This window comes from Chitinophaga sp. 180180018-3, assembly GCF_037893185.1.
Taxonomy (GTDB): domain Bacteria; phylum Bacteroidota; class Bacteroidia; order Chitinophagales; family Chitinophagaceae; genus Chitinophaga.
Genome location: NZ_CP140772.1, coordinates 2,712,001 through 2,726,774, shown reverse-complemented (window position 1 = coordinate 2,726,774; position 14,774 = coordinate 2,712,001). Strand labels below are relative to the sequence as shown.

Genomic DNA, 14,774 nt, shown 5'->3' with positions numbered 1-14,774 from the left:
GTGAAATACTCCCCCTGATAGATAAAACGCGCAAGTTTTCATTTAGGACCTATGGGAGGGAAAATTTTTTTTACAAATTCAACAGCCACAGAATAAATACAGGCAACAGCATGCCCAGCTGCTCCAGATGCTTACGGATGGAATGTAGCGACCGTACGAGGGAGTTCTTTACGGTATTGGGCGACAGGGAGAGTTTTTCTGCTATTTCGGGTATTTTCAGTCCCTGTTCCCGGCTGAGCAGGTATATCCGTTTGGCCTGTGGGGGTAGCTGCTGTACAGCAACGCCCACCTGTTCCCTCATAAAAGCATAGGTCAGATCCTCCTCCGGAGTGAATACCGCCTGAACCGGCGAGAGACTGGCTATCGCCTTATGATGCACTGCCTGTTTACGCAAATAGGTAAAGCATTGATAGAGTGCAATACGCCGCAACCAGAAATGAGGCAGTGCAATCTCTTTCAGCCTGTCGCGGCTGAGCCACAGCCTGAGAAATGTTTCCTGGATGATATCTTCCGTGACTGCCTCCGTTTGAGTGATACGAAGCGCCATCGCCCTGAAATGAGGCGCATATATATGAAAAAGCTGCCTGAAGGCCGTTTCATCGCCTTCGGAAATTAATTGAAAAAGTTCGCTATTGTCGTGTAGATATGCATTCATGCAGGACAGCCGTTCCGCTAAAGTAGCAAAATAATTGGTAGTTGTTTCTGTAGAAAGGGGAAGTGGGTGTTGAGCCTTCGCTCATCTTCAGATCATCCTCAGATCATCTTCAGAGAGTCCTATACCCCACCCGGATTTATTCCAATTCTAACTAATACTATATTCGCATTTTACATTTTCTCACTTTCTGCATTTTTTTTCTCAAGTCCTGCATATTCCTTCACAAAAGAAAGGCTCAACTTTGTATAGTTAACGACTGAAAGCGGCAGCACTGCCGAAACCGAACACGCCTGTATCAAAACCGAACAAATTATAAATAACAACAAATTATACTAATCTTGTCCACATATAATTAAAAACCGGCACCGCTTTCGTGATTTGTTCCTATATTAAATCCCCTGATAACAGACACATCATGTTCAAAAACGATCTCAAAATTATTTGCAGGAATCTCTTAAAGGACCGCCAGTTTACCCTCCTCAATCTCGTAGGGCTTTCTACCGGTCTTGCCTGCGCATTGCTGATCTGGTTATGGATCAGCGATGAAATGAACATGGATAAATACAATGAAAAGGATGCACAGATTTATCAGGTAATGACCAATCAACCGGCGGAAGATGGAATAAAAACCGGTGAATACACCTCCGGACTCCTGCCTGCAGCGCTCCGCGCAGATATACCTGAAGTGGAAAAAGCAACCAGCGTAGTGCCTGCCAGCTGGTTTTCCAGCAAGGGAATTATTGCCGCTGGTGAAACACGTCTGAAAGCAGGTGCTCAATTTATCAGCCGGGATTATTTTGATATCTTTTCTGCTTCCTTTATTGAAGGGGATAAAAACCGGATCTTTCAGGACAAGCGTTCGATTGCTATTTCTGATGAACTGGCAATGAAACTATTTCATACCCCGCAAAACATTACAGGCAAAACCATCCAGTGGTCTCAGGGTGAATTCAATGGCTTTTATAATATCGTTGCCCTTTTTAAAAAGAATCATGTCAACCAATCCGACAAGTATGATTTGCTTTTCAATTTCGACCTTTTTGTTGAAAAGCGGCCAGGCATGAAAGGATGGGACGACAGCGATCCCAGAACTTACGTGTTGTTAAAGAGAGGTACCAATATCGCGCGGTTCAATAGCAAGATCAGTGGATTTTTAAAAACAAAAATGAGGGAAACAAAAAGGACACTCTTTGTAAGAAAATTTTCCGACAAGTATCTCTACGGACAATATACCAACGGTGTTCAATCGGGAGGACGGATCGCCTACGTGACATTATTCTCGATAATAGCCCTCTTTATCCTTCTCATTGCATGTATTAATTTCATGAATCTGTCTACTGCCAGGGCTTCACGCCGTATGAAAGAAATCGGCATAAAAAAGGTAGTTGGGGTTCGCAGAGGATCATTGATTGTGCAATATCTCGGAGAATCGGTAGCAATGAGTTTCCTGTCATTGTTCTTCGCCATTGTGCTGATCATTTTTTTACTGCCTGTATTTAACAACATTACTGCTAAATCACTTACCTTAAATTTCCGCAGCGGGTTGGTCACTGCCGTAGTAAGTATTACACTCATTACAGGTTTGGCTGCAGGCAGTTATCCCGCGTTTTATATTTCGTCATTCAATCCTGTTACGGTATTGAAAGGGAAAATGAAGACCTCGTTAGGTGAACTGTGGGTGAGAAAAGGACTGGTAGTATTTCAATTCGCTTTATCCGTGATCGCTATTGCATCAGTGCTGGTCATCTACAGGCAGACGGCTTATATCCAGTCAAAAGACCTGGGGTATAACCGGGATAATATAATCGATTTCCCTATGCCGCTTCAAAGAGATTCAGGCCAGCTAAATGCATCAATATCATTTGTAGATGAATTAAAAAAAATACCCGGTGTAGTAAATGCCGGCAGCTATTATCATAATCTTACGGGCCGGCATGGCGGCATTAGCGGTATACAGTGGCCAGGCAAGGATCTATCAGCAGATGATATGACTTTTGCAAACTTGCAGGTTGGATATGGCTTCTTAGAAACAGTTGGGATAAAGATGAAAGAAGGCCATTGCTTTTCCAATACGCCAGGCAGTGAAAAGCAAATAGTTTTTAATGAAGCTGCCATAAAGCAAATGGGGCTGAAAGACCCTGTGGGTAAAATGATCAGCGTTGGAGGCGAACCTAAGCAGATTATAGGTGTGGCCGCCGACTTCAATTTTGAATCTTTATATTCGAAGGTAACGCCTTGTATCATACAGGTAGAACCGATCATGCCAAACGTTGTTGTGAAAATAAGAGCCGGGGCTGAGAAACAATCGATAGAAAAAATCCGGCAGTTATACATCTCATTTCACAAGGGGCTCAGCTTTGATTACACGTTCCTGGATGAGGAATACCAGACGTTATATGCGGCTGAAAACCGGGTAGCCATGCTGTCAAAATATTTTGCCGGAATCGCCATCATTATTTCCTGTCTGGGATTATTTGGGCTTGCCACATTTACTGCCCAACGCCGCCAAAAGGAAATCAGTATCCGCAAAATCACCGGCGCATCTGTGACCAGCATAGCTTTTATGCTCTCAAAAGATTTCCTGAAACTAATAGCCGTCGCTATAACCATTGCCTTTCCACTGGTATGGTGGACGATGAATAACTGGTTGGATAAATTTGCCTACAGCATCCATATCGATGCGAGTGTATTTGTTTTGACAGGGTTGTCTATATTACTGATAACCACTTTAACCATCAGTTCGCAGGCGATCCTGGCAGCTGTGGCAAACCCTGTAAAGTCATTAAAGATAGAATAAGTGGATGCTCAATTCATACTTCTGAACTCCATCGGTGTCTGCCCTGTTTTACTTTTAAATAAGCGGTTGAAATAGGATGGATATCCAAAGCCCAGTTTGTAGGCGATCTCGCTTGCCGAAAGCTGGGTGGTGAGCAGCAGGCTTTTGGCTTTATCAATTACAAAGGCGTGCATGTGCTGCTGTATGCTCATACCGGTAAGGTTGCGCAGTAGTTCACTCAGATAATGCACAGACATAGACAATTCCGACGCAATCGATGATGCGGTGACGAGTTTGTTTGGATCATCCTCAAAATGCTTCTGGAGTACAGATTGAAAGCGGGCTACAATATCGGTATCCACACTGGACCGTGTCCTGAACTGGCGCTTATAAAAGCGGTCTGCATAGTTGAGTAGCAAATCAATTTGAGATACGATGATGTCCTGACTATTTTCGTCTGTATTGTTATAGCATTCTTTTTCTATATTTTCCAGCAAGCCTTCTATTATAGACCGTTCGGCGCTTGATATATGCAAAGCTTCACTAGTTTCATACGAGAAGAACCTGTAACGGGATATTTTGGTGCCCAATGGATATTTCCTAACAAAATCCGGATGAAATACCAATAACCAGCCCTGGGTTTCGGAATGGTCTACTGACTGATCCCAGCTGGTGATCTGTCCGGGTGCAAAAAAATTCATCAGTCCTTTACTAAAATCATATTCCCGCCAGCCGTAGGTTGATTTTCCTTTAACGCCGTGTTTGAAAACAATTGAGTAAAGGTTAAACTGCGCGGTCTGTTCTTTGGGTAGTTTGTAATTTTCGCCTGCCAGGCGATTGATGCTGATCAACGGATGGCCTGTTGAGGGGAAGCCAAAGCGTTCTGTGAACTGTTCTACGGTATCTATTTTGATGATTTCAGGGGACGCCATGATATGCCTTTTATGGTCCGTACTTCCACAATTGAATTTCTCCATAAAGATACTCCTGTATTACCGTATATTATTATACAAATGGGAGAAAGTATTATACGATGAGGAGTATGATATTATAAATAAATATTAGAGATTTACATTTGTAGGATTAACTCAATAATGTATATGGACTACAAAACTATATTGATCACAGGAAGCACGGATGGCATTGGTAAGGTTACCGCCAAGGCCCTGGCTAAACAGGGGCACCGGATTATTGTACATGGCCGGAATGCTGAAAAGGCGGCAGCGACCTGTACAGAAATAAAGAATGAAACAGGTAATGTAAATGTCGATTTTTTGATTGCAGATCTGTTGCTATTATCAGATATTAAACAAATGGCGGCGGATTTAAAAGCGAAGTATAAGCGTTTGGATATATTGATTAACAACGCTGGTGCGGTCTTTGGAAAAAACAGGGAGCTTACCCGTGAAGGACTTGAAAAGACAATGACGCTTAACGTGTTTGCGCCTATGCTGCTCAGCTACCTGTTACTGGACTTGCTGGCCCAAAGCCCTGCTGCCAGGATTGTTAATGTTGCGTCAGCGGCGCACAAAATGGGTGGAAAACCTGATTTGAATGATATTCAGCTCACTAAAAAATATTCCTTTAGCGCGGCTTATGGGCAATCCAAACTTTATATGATATGGCTAACACAGCATTTGGCTGAGGAATTGAAAAAAAAGGGAATTCTGAATATTACCGTAAATTCTCTCCATCCTGGTATGATCAAAACTGACTTTGGACAAAATACAGATAAAGGGTGGTTCGGTAATCTTCTGTTTAAAATGGCAGTGCCTATGTTTGGGATAACACCGCAACAGGGGGCTGAAACAACTATTTACCTGGCAACTTCAAAAGAGGTGGAAAATGTATCCGGCAAGTATTTCTCTAAAAAGAAGGTAGATAAGCCTGACACCAGATTTTACTCACAGGAAAATGAACAATTGGTATGGGATTACACCATGCGTATCATTAAACCCTATTTATGATCGAATGTCTTTCATTTCTCAGTCTTGTTTGGTTGATGCTTCTGTTTTACTTGTCAGTTTATGATACATACGATGAAGGCAGCCTGGTCATACTTCTCCCCGTATACATTTTATTATTCAATCAAAAAGTTATATTATTACAAATAATATCAGACAGTACTTTACGCCACGCCTGTTACCCAACAAAGGCTGGCATACCCACTATCTTCCAAAACTCAACACATCAGTATGACATTTGAAAAGCTGCAACTTGATAATGTACTCCAATTCATCGATTCACAACTTCAAGCGCCCCTGCCAGCTGGCGATGAAATGGAAAGACGTAAAATATTACTATCGCAAAAAACAAATATTTGCACCTGGTCGGCATGGTTCGCCAGGAACCCATATATAACACCGATTCATCCGGCACAAAAATCCGCCTTATATGAGCCCTCTGCGGCGTTAAAACATTTCTGGACAGGCTATTTTCTTGAAAAAAAACATGTGCCATTCAATGTGATTATCACATACGATCTACCGGACTTTCGAGAGGATATTTTCAGAAAAACCTGTGAAATAATTATCAAAAAACATGAAATACTAAGAACAGTAGCAGTTTTCAGCACTACCACACTTACTGTTAAACAAAAAATACTACCCGAGGTATCTCTGACATCACTTCTTACAATTGTGGACATCAGTCATCACACAGAAGAAGAAAAACTGAGGATGATCCGGGAACATACCAACAAAGCCACCCATCATATATTTGAATATGGAGATGAGCCTTATTACTATTTTACTGTTCTGACAGATGGAAATAACCGGAATTTCATTCTGTTTAATATATCCCATTCCATCTTTGATGGCTTCTCCAAGATAATTTTCAGAAGAGAGTTTTTGACTATTTACTCCGCGTTGGCGCAGCGAAAAGACTATAACACGGAATTGCCTGAAATACAATACAAAGATTTCTCTGCTTGGGAAAATAGTCTGCAAAGACAGGATCTTAAAAAGGATTTTGAAAAGTACTGGTGTTCAGAAAATGACACCAGGTTTCCAACGGAAAACTTGTCTACTTTCTACGGGAAATTTAAATTGAGCGATTCTTATTACCGGGAATCTTTAAAGAGAAGAATAGCACCTTATCTGATAAATGACTCGGAAGAGACCATCAGTGCATTTTATGGTGTAGTAGATAAAGCCGGTAGAACGGAGGCAAGATCATACAGGTTTACTATATCCGGCGATAATTTCCTGAAGTTGAAGGAAGTGTGTAAAAACAGATCTGTTACCATTTACCCGATAATGATCTGTGCACTAAATATACTTATTTATAAGAAAACCAGATTAAAAGACATTGTAATTGGTTCATTAGTAGCCATCAGGGACCGACCGGTGCTACAAAAACTGATTGGTTGTTTTGTGAATACAATCCTGGTACGTAATAAAGTGAATGGCTGTAGCAACTTTAATGATCTGCTAAGTGATTCGATTATCAGTAGTACGGTTGCCTCTACTTTCAAATATTATACAATGTCTAAGATGCTGGACGACATGGATATTCCATTCAATGCAATTAATACAATATATCTGAATATGCTGCCCGCATTGCCTAATGAGGCGCTAACCGACTTCTCGCCCAGGCATCTCCAGCACACCGTATTCGGCCATTTTGATATTGACATGTATCTGCAGTTATATACCAATGGGGTGGAATTCACATGTCACTACGACATTAATATATATTCACAAGAGACTATTGTTACTCTATTTGACGATTTCCTCAATTTAATGATCCTTTGTATGAGCAATCCGGATATAGCTATAGACGACGTAGTTTATCAGGAGGCTTGAAGTAACGCTGATAACCTCCGTGAATTATCAGCGTTACTTTATGTATAATTATTCGGACCTTAAACTTTTTACGGGATCTTTCAGTGCTGCTTTGATAGCCTGGAAGCTCACTGTTAAAAGGGTAATAATCAATGATGCCAATACCGCTACCCCAAAGATCCACCAGGATATCTGTGTACGATATTCATACTTTTGTAACCAACGATCCAGAAAATACCAGGACATTGGTATTGCGATAAAACAGGAAGTCATCACCAACATAACGAAATCCTTCGATAGCATTTCCCACAAACTGAATACAGAAGCACCCAGTATTTTCCGGACAGTGATTTCTTTTTTTCGTTGTTCGGCTACAAATGATGCCAAACCAAATAAACCCAGGCAGGAAATAAAAATAGCCAGTACTGTAAAAAAGGTAGCCATTTTACCAATACGTTCTTCATCAGAAAATTTCTTTGCATATTCTTCATCCACAAATTGATACTCAAATGGGCTATCAGGATTATACTTGTTAAATATAGGAATTATCCTGGCCAATGCGCCCCGTATAGGTATGTTGGGCTTTAAATGTATTGTCATAACATTCAGCCATCCGTAATCCAGCATGAAAATAACAGGTTGTGTAGCCTTATAAGGAGAGCCTGTTACCATATCTTTCACCACACCTGTGATCACATGCTCTTTTCCTTTCCATCGGATTATTTCACCTATGGGATGTTTCAGTCCCGTGACTTTTACTGCTGCTTCATTCAAAATAAATGTACCGGTATCTGAAGGAAAAGATCTTGAAAAATCACGGCCTTCCTTCATTTCCCAGTTTATTGTTTTCCCATAATCATGCGTTACATTCACCATACCAAAAAGCGGTTTGGAATCGGGGTCTTTATCTTTCCATTCAAAACCCATCTGCGCATCCTGTACGTCTGTAGCGGGGCTGTTAGATGCTGCCGCATTATCTGCAACGCCGCTTTGTAAGAGATCATTTCTGATAGCATCATAATGACGGTAAAACTCCGGCATTCCAATACCCGACATTATCAGTCCTTCGCGGGCGTATCCCACAGGTCGGTTTTGTGTAAATTTGATCTGCTTGTAAACGATCAGTGTGCCTATTATCAGTGCAACAGAAACCGTGAATTGTAATACAACCAGTACTTTTCGGGGAAGAGAAGCATGCCGGCCTGGTTTGAATGTACCTTTCAACACTTTCACCGGCTCAAAACCTGAGAGATAGAATGCCGGATAACTACCAGCCAGAAGCCCGGTAAATATTGTAAATGCTACTGTTATCATCCAAAACTGTGGATTTAATAACGGGGTACTTATTTGTTTATCTGCCAGCGTATTAAATACTGGCAATAATAGCTGTACCAGCAATACAGATAATGAAAAAGCGACAAATGCAACAAGCAGTGATTCTATTAAAAATTGTGAAATCAGCTGTTGCTGAGTAGACCCACTGGCTTTTCGGACACCAACTTCTCTGGCGCGTTTTTCGCTCTTCGCGGTGGAGAGATTCATAAAATTGATACAAGCCAGCAACAGCACAAACCCTCCTATAATACCGAAAAGCCATACAAACTGTATGCGTCCGCCATTTGCTTTTCCGTTTTTAAACTCACTATGCAGGTGCCAGTCATCCATCGGATGCAACAGAATTTCCTCCTTATTACCGGCGGTAGCATCCAGGTGTGCAGACATAATATTCTTCACGGCAGCAGTTATTTTTTCAGGAGAAGTATGGCTATTTAACTGAACAAACAGTTGCGCACAATGTGTATCCCATCTCGACTCTAAATCTTTCAGCCAAAAGGCGACTGTTAAATATTTGTTCCAGGGTAACAGAAATTTAGTGTTGTAAAAAGACGTGTTATATGGCAGATCTTCATAAACACCGGCAACTTTCATGTCTGTCTGATTATCCAGTCTCACCAGCTGATTAATCGGATCCTGTTCACCAAACAGGGATTTTGCCACGGAACTGGCAATGATCATTGAAGATGGATCTTTCAGCGCATCCAAACTTCCGCTCACCATTTTTAAAGTGAGCATTGCAGGAAAGTCCGGCTCTACCCACATGCCCGACTGAGAAATCTTCTTGTCTCCCGCCGCCAGTATATGCGCATTATTCCAGGAAGCAAGCGACAAGGCTTTGAAATGACCACCGTAAACAGATTGCAGTTCCTTTTTTAAAGGAAGGGCTATCGCTGTTCCCGTATTGATTTCACCATTAAAGCTTTGTGTATCCATTATCTGCGCAAGCTCCGCATGGTTACTGTGATAATGATCAAAAGTCAGCTCATCCCATTCCCACAATCCAATCAATATAACAATCGCCATACCTGCTCCCAATCCAGCTATATTAATAATAGCATATGCTTTATTTTTTAACAGATTCCTTCGGGCTATTTTCAGATAGTTTTTAAACATAGCATAGTACAATTTTACAGGATCAATAAGGCTAAAACAAATCAATGTATCCGCAAACAGCCAAAGGAGTGCCAGTTAGTTAACACATAAATAATAAATGTTTTAAAAATATATAAAAATAATATATGTTCGATTTCGATACATTTGTTATCCGTAATCGGGCATTACGCTTCATATGTCGGAGAAAAAGTATCCTTTTGCGCCACCTCTATCATGCCTTCTCCCATAAAGGATTTGATAGCTTCAAAAACCATTGTTTTGATATACAGCTCCAGCTGTTCCGGCGTTGTCTTAAACTCCCTGCAAATAATTGCCTGTATTTCCGGCTTCTGCGACATCGTGAATTCGGTTATCCTCCTGCTGATCTCGTTGCCTGTGCAGGGTACCCGGAGGTTATCAAAAATCAGCTTTGATAAATTCAGCACTTTAATATCAAGCCTCTCTTCATCTCCCATCCGGCATACCATTGATTTAGATCCAAATTTGGCAAAAAAATCTGATATTTCAGCTGGAGAGATTCTCATGTCTGCACTGATGACCGGTTCATCAATTATTATAGTATTTGCAGCCACACAGAACGGTATCTGCATGAATATCTCCTGATCTAAAGTAATGATCTTCGCAGTAGCTAACACGTCGTCAAATTCCTCTTCAGGTGTGTTAGCGGTCAGTGTAAAACGAGCACGAAGCAAGGCCAGATCGGCCGCTAAGTCATATTTAGAGTTAAGATCTGCAAATAAACTCAATGTAATCCTTTTTTGACCTCCAAAAATTTCCTTCCTGATCTCTTCCCGCTGCTGCTCATCCCAGTTCTTGTAAGATACTCTGAGCTGAGCGTCCATTATTATATCATGGACCTTATATTCATCGAGGAATTCCGGAATGTTATCCATTACGGCAGGTTGGTCATATATATACGTAGCAGGAAAGAAAACATTAGACAATTTCGATTTCCCCGACATCAGCCACCTAAGCAGGAAATAGGCTTTCCCGCAGTAGCCGGAAGCCAGGGAATAGTCTCCATCCTGAGTCAATGGAAGCCTGAGATACTCCGATACCAGATCTGCAGGTAACTCCAGATACCCCTCTTTGTGGTTCAATTCATATGCCTCAAGTAATAATACGCCTGCAAAATATTGCCTGTTGCTATCTGATTTTGTTTGCTGATATGCCAGTTCATAAAGGATATTATCAAAGGATCCTGCGTCGGGCTGACATGGTTGTGCATTATTCATTAACAACCGCAGATGATCTGTCGAAAACAGATGCGCTATCGCCAGAAGCACGGCGGTTATTTCGGTATCCCGGGTCAGGCGGTCAAGTTCTGCTATGGCTGTTCCCGGTGGCGTCCAGCTTAGGCCAGTATCCGTGATGCTTATACGTTGAATAATGCGATTCAAATAATGAGAAAAAATTGGAAGTAACCAATCTTCCTTTGTTTCCATATACAGCTCCATCAGTACCATCAGTATTCCCGCCGCCCCATTATTAACGCTACAGTCGCTTAAAAGAGAGAAATAAATTAAATGAGATTCTGATAAATGCCGAACGATTTCAAGAGCAGATAACAAATATCTTCTCTCTTTTATACAACGATGAAGCTGGATATAAAAATAAACCAAGCCCATTCTGCCAAAGGCAAAAGAATAATTATAGGTATTAACAGTCTGTAGACCAGACTCTAGTTCTTCCAGTTGCAACAATAAGGACTTCAGGACCTTAGGATCGAGCGTTGCCTCATATAGCTGGAGTTTAAAAATTAAGGTACCCAGATAGCCGTAATGAATATTGTCTGCATTACACCATCCTCTGTCAGATACCTTTCCGGAGAAATTAGCAATAGCGGTGCTCTGACTCCGCATTTCTAATGTATGGAAAAGCGTGTAGCAATAGTCTAAAATTTTTTCACTATCGTATGTCATAATATGTCGGGGTTATTCTATAATTCCAATACGGATAAGAGATAGTTTATTTTATCATAAGACTCTCTATGATGCTCTCTGAGTTCATGCTCTACCATTGTGTAAACCATTCTCATGTTCTTATAGTACCCCAGCGCATGAGTATAGCCATTATGAAGATGTTTTTCATGTAAAAACCCGATACCATTGGGGTTATTCTTGCTGGACGGGAACATGTAACTAATATCTATCCCTGCAGCTTTGGATAAGGCATAAAATATCACCTGTTCAAATACAACATTCACACATGCACTATTAAACTGTTCCATATTTTCCAGTATATAGTCATGGTTTCTGTCAACAAAATCAAAAACCTCTTCTGTATACTGCTGATAAAATGGAATGTTTTGTCCACCCAGAATTCCTGCATTTACGCAAGGTATATATGGTTCATCCTTCATAACTTTCATATAATCCGGCACATATGGAAAATATTTGCAAATATCAGCGAAGGTTTCTGTATAATGCGCCGTGCTCGTCTCCCTATTCTGTGCTACTAATGCAGCCTCGGATACCCTTGAATCAAAAGGCTTCCATATGTAAATATCATTATCAACATGTAGAAATGGTTCTTTCTGAATTTGGTAAGTATAAATCTTACCCAATGCCCATAATCCCGGATCGTAATCTGCCAGCGTATCTAATTCTAATGTGACCTGATCGTACGCAAGTCCCAATTTATCTATGATAATCTCTTTCCCAACCATATCTGTTACAAGTTCCATCTGTTGATAATGACGTCGCAAATGATGGTAGCTAAGGGCTATGCTATAATAATTATATTTTCGCTCGGGCCAGCCGCCGTTTAGTCTCGATCCTACCAGCAACTTTTTTGCCTGCAGAAAGGGTCTGGTCCAAAAACTTTGAATAATTTTCATATGGGTCAATGTTAAATTTTCGATGCTGGATAGAGATATCAGAAAAATATGTGCTTAATATACAGCGGCAGCAAACCTGGAACCGATCGCCAGATGATACCTGTTGAGGGCGTCTTCCAGTGTTGGCATAAGTATTCCTTTTTCAGTTGACAAGGCACTGAAATGAGGCCGGTGCGCAGGTAACATAAAAGTATCGGCAGCTGCCTCCCGGATCAGGGCTGCATCCATACCTGCCATCAAAGTTGCTGATCGTGCAAGACTGGCCCAGGTAACTGCACCCTGATTTGCGAGATGCCTGATACCCGATTCACGATCTATCAACAAATCCAGGCATGTGTCTACCAGATCGGGGACATAAGTGGGAGACACGGTAATATCATTTGCAGCCGAAAAGAGTTCGCCCCTGGCAACTGTCTGCAATGCTTTTGTAATGAAATTATGTGAATCCCAGGGGCTGAAAAAAGCGCTGGTACGGATAACGAGTACATCTGATAATATCTGTTGCACCATTTCTTCCGCGGCAGCCTTACTTCTCCCGTATATATTTAACGGATGTACAACATCCCTTTCCAGGTAAGGGGTGTTTAACATCCCGTCAAATACCTGATCAGATGAGAAGGTAAGCAACTGTGCATTATAGCGTTTGCAGGCTGCTGCCAGTAATGCAGGGCCAACAGCGTTTACCTGGAAACAATGGGCAGCATTGCTCTCTGCTGCGTCTATTTGCACGTAACCCGCTGCATTTACCACAGCCCAGGGCCTATGTTCCGAGAGAAGGTTATTTATTTCTGCTGCATTGGTAATATCCAATTCTTTTCTGGAAACCAACCGATATGGAATGTGTCTTGCCTCACAGTGCCGGGCAAAAAAACGTCCCAGGGTACCGGTGGCCCCGATGATCAGGAGGGGCGCAATACCGCTGTCGGTGTAACATGCATCATTTACTGTCACATCAGGGAGCCGGGCCATGCCCGTTCTTCTCCAAAAGCCCTGTAAAGCCATTACGGGGTGTTCAAATACTTTATTTGCCGCCAGGCAAACCATTAAATCCACCAGCGCAGTAGGCCGGCGATATTCTCCTCTTATGTCGAAGACCCCTGATTCATAAAATCCATTGTTTTTGGTTACCAGGGAGTTCCAATCGAAAGAACCCAACAAAGCCCATGCAGTCACAGCCCTGATATCTACTCCTTCCCGAAATAATAACTGTCCTGTATCCCAGAATTCCTTTAACCAGCGCAACTGCTCTTCACGTCCGCTGCATATATGAGCCTCTGTTATGGCGATGGGTAACTGATATCTTTCCCATACTTCCTTTAGCAATGCGTACAGGGACATTTCCTGATAATCAATCTTCCTTAGCGCCTCCACATCGGCATATTTATGTTCCGGATTTCCTCCATGGTAATGACTGGGGTAATTATCGAATTGCTCATCAAGATAACGGCTGCTGGTAGGATAATGATTTACGCCTATAATGTCTGGCGGACAAGGATGTTGGCTGAACCACCTCAATTCTTCTTCACTTACAGCGTAAGACCGCAATATCGACCACATTTTGTGTGTTTCGTCAATAGTACCACATAACAGGTCGAGGCTAAGCCAGCGTCGTTCATTTTCATAGGCTGCCTGGTAAGCCAACAATGGCGTGCTGAATATTTTACATATATCCTCTGTTTGTACCAGCTTTGCATCCGGGATATACTCCCTGATAGCCTTCATGGATTTAACAACTGCTCTGCATTGCACCAGCAATGCCCGGGCGAAGATCCTGTTATTTTTTCCGTGAGGGAACCAATGACCATAAAGACCGCTAAAACGGGCTGTAGTCAATGGTTCATTAACAGGAGTATAATATTTTACCCAGGGATACCTTGCTGCAAATGCTGCTGCATAGGTAGCCAGTTTATCCGGAAAATCGGAATCTATCAGGCTGGTATGACGCGGTCCGCTTCCATGATGCACAAAACCCACGATGGGATCAATTCCCAGTGTTCTCAATTTATGTAGCCTTTCATCTGCCCATGTCCAATCGGCATCTGCTATATTCCCTTCTGCTATTTGCTCCCACAACACCGGATAGCGGATTTTTTTAATACCTAATGCAGCAAACAGTTCCAAATCTTCTATCCGGTGCAGATGTCCGTTGCGCTCCATTTGATTAAAATACTGCTCTCCTACCCTGTTGATGGTACATTCAATCCCAGCCCATAGTTCAAGAGATTTCTGTGTGTTAATATGCATGTGGAGATATCTGATTTTTCTGGT

At 41.8% G+C, this 14,774-nt stretch carries 9 protein-coding genes; 3 read left to right on the top strand and 6 right to left on the bottom strand.

Going from position 1 to position 14,774, the window contains the following annotated elements; all coding sequences use genetic code 11:
- Window positions 1-70: 70 nt before the first annotated feature.
- On the bottom strand, window positions 71-655 hold the full coding sequence (locus UNH61_RS10700; RefSeq protein ID WP_326992098.1) for a sigma-70 family RNA polymerase sigma factor: 585 nt from the start codon (window positions 653-655) through the stop codon (window positions 71-73).
- A 415-nt stretch (window positions 656-1,070) separates the two neighbouring features.
- Here UNH61_RS10700 and UNH61_RS10695 point away from each other — a divergent pair, with 415 nt between their 5' ends.
- Entirely contained in the window at window positions 1,071-3,452 is a 2,382-nt protein-coding gene (locus UNH61_RS10695; RefSeq protein ID WP_326992097.1) for an ABC transporter permease, read from the top strand.
- An 8-nt stretch (window positions 3,453-3,460) separates the two neighbouring features.
- Here UNH61_RS10695 and UNH61_RS10690 read toward each other — a convergent pair whose 3' ends face one another.
- The gene (locus UNH61_RS10690; protein WP_326992096.1) at window positions 3,461-4,363 is read right to left on the bottom strand and encodes an AraC family transcriptional regulator; all 903 of its coding nucleotides are present in this window, start codon (window positions 4,361-4,363) and stop codon (window positions 3,461-3,463) included.
- 162 nt (window positions 4,364-4,525) lie between these two features.
- On the opposite strand from UNH61_RS10690, the gene UNH61_RS10685 reads away from it, so the two are divergent.
- Window positions 4,526-5,398 (top strand): SDR family NAD(P)-dependent oxidoreductase, encoded by an 873-nt coding sequence (locus UNH61_RS10685; protein WP_326992095.1) that lies wholly within the window; start codon window positions 4,526-4,528, stop codon window positions 5,396-5,398.
- 228 nt (window positions 5,399-5,626) lie between these two features.
- Window positions 5,627-7,237: a condensation domain-containing protein gene (locus UNH61_RS10680; RefSeq protein WP_326992094.1), complete on the top strand. Its 1,611-nt coding sequence runs from the start codon at window positions 5,627-5,629 to the stop codon at window positions 7,235-7,237.
- Window positions 7,238-7,285: 48 nt separating this feature from the next.
- On the opposite strand, the gene UNH61_RS10675 is transcribed toward UNH61_RS10680, so the two are convergent.
- The 4 genes from UNH61_RS10675 to UNH61_RS10660 form a co-directional block, all read right to left on the bottom strand.
- Window positions 7,286-9,667, bottom strand: coding sequence for an FtsX-like permease family protein (locus UNH61_RS10675; protein ID WP_326992093.1), 2,382 nt, complete (start codon window positions 9,665-9,667; stop codon window positions 7,286-7,288).
- A 164-nt stretch (window positions 9,668-9,831) separates the two neighbouring features.
- Window positions 9,832-11,529 (bottom strand): lanthionine synthetase LanC family protein, encoded by a 1,698-nt coding sequence (locus UNH61_RS10670; protein WP_326996163.1) that lies wholly within the window; start codon window positions 11,527-11,529, stop codon window positions 9,832-9,834.
- Window positions 11,530-11,606: 77 nt separating this feature from the next.
- The gene (locus UNH61_RS10665; protein WP_326992092.1) at window positions 11,607-12,506 is read right to left on the bottom strand and encodes a DUF6734 family protein; all 900 of its coding nucleotides are present in this window, start codon (window positions 12,504-12,506) and stop codon (window positions 11,607-11,609) included.
- A 54-nt stretch (window positions 12,507-12,560) separates the two neighbouring features.
- A complete protein-coding gene (locus UNH61_RS10660) occupies window positions 12,561-14,750 on the bottom strand; it encodes a family 1 glycosylhydrolase (RefSeq protein ID WP_326992091.1) in 2,190 nt (729 codons plus the stop codon).
- Window positions 14,751-14,774 lie beyond the last annotated feature (24 nt).

What these genes read in the sequence shown, in the direction of transcription:
- UNH61_RS10700 (WP_326992098.1), bottom strand. Translation starts at nt 655, where the DNA reads ATGAATGCATATCTACACGACAATAGCGAACTTTTTCAATTAATTTCC.
- UNH61_RS10695 (WP_326992097.1), top strand. Translation starts at nt 1,071, where the DNA reads ATGTTCAAAAACGATCTCAAAATTATTTGCAGGAATCTCTTAAAGGAC.
- UNH61_RS10690 (WP_326992096.1), bottom strand. Translation starts at nt 4,363, where the DNA reads ATGGCGTCCCCTGAAATCATCAAAATAGATACCGTAGAACAGTTCACA.
- UNH61_RS10685 (WP_326992095.1), top strand. Translation starts at nt 4,526, where the DNA reads ATGTATATGGACTACAAAACTATATTGATCACAGGAAGCACGGATGGC.
- UNH61_RS10680 (WP_326992094.1), top strand. Translation starts at nt 5,627, where the DNA reads ATGACATTTGAAAAGCTGCAACTTGATAATGTACTCCAATTCATCGAT.
- UNH61_RS10675 (WP_326992093.1), bottom strand. Translation starts at nt 9,667, where the DNA reads ATGTTTAAAAACTATCTGAAAATAGCCCGAAGGAATCTGTTAAAAAAT.
- UNH61_RS10670 (WP_326996163.1), bottom strand. Translation starts at nt 11,529, where the DNA reads ATGCGGAGTCAGAGCACCGCTATTGCTAATTTCTCCGGAAAGGTATCT.
- UNH61_RS10665 (WP_326992092.1), bottom strand. Translation starts at nt 12,506, where the DNA reads ATGAAAATTATTCAAAGTTTTTGGACCAGACCCTTTCTGCAGGCAAAA.
- UNH61_RS10660 (WP_326992091.1), bottom strand. Translation starts at nt 14,750, where the DNA reads ATGCATATTAACACACAGAAATCTCTTGAACTATGGGCTGGGATTGAA.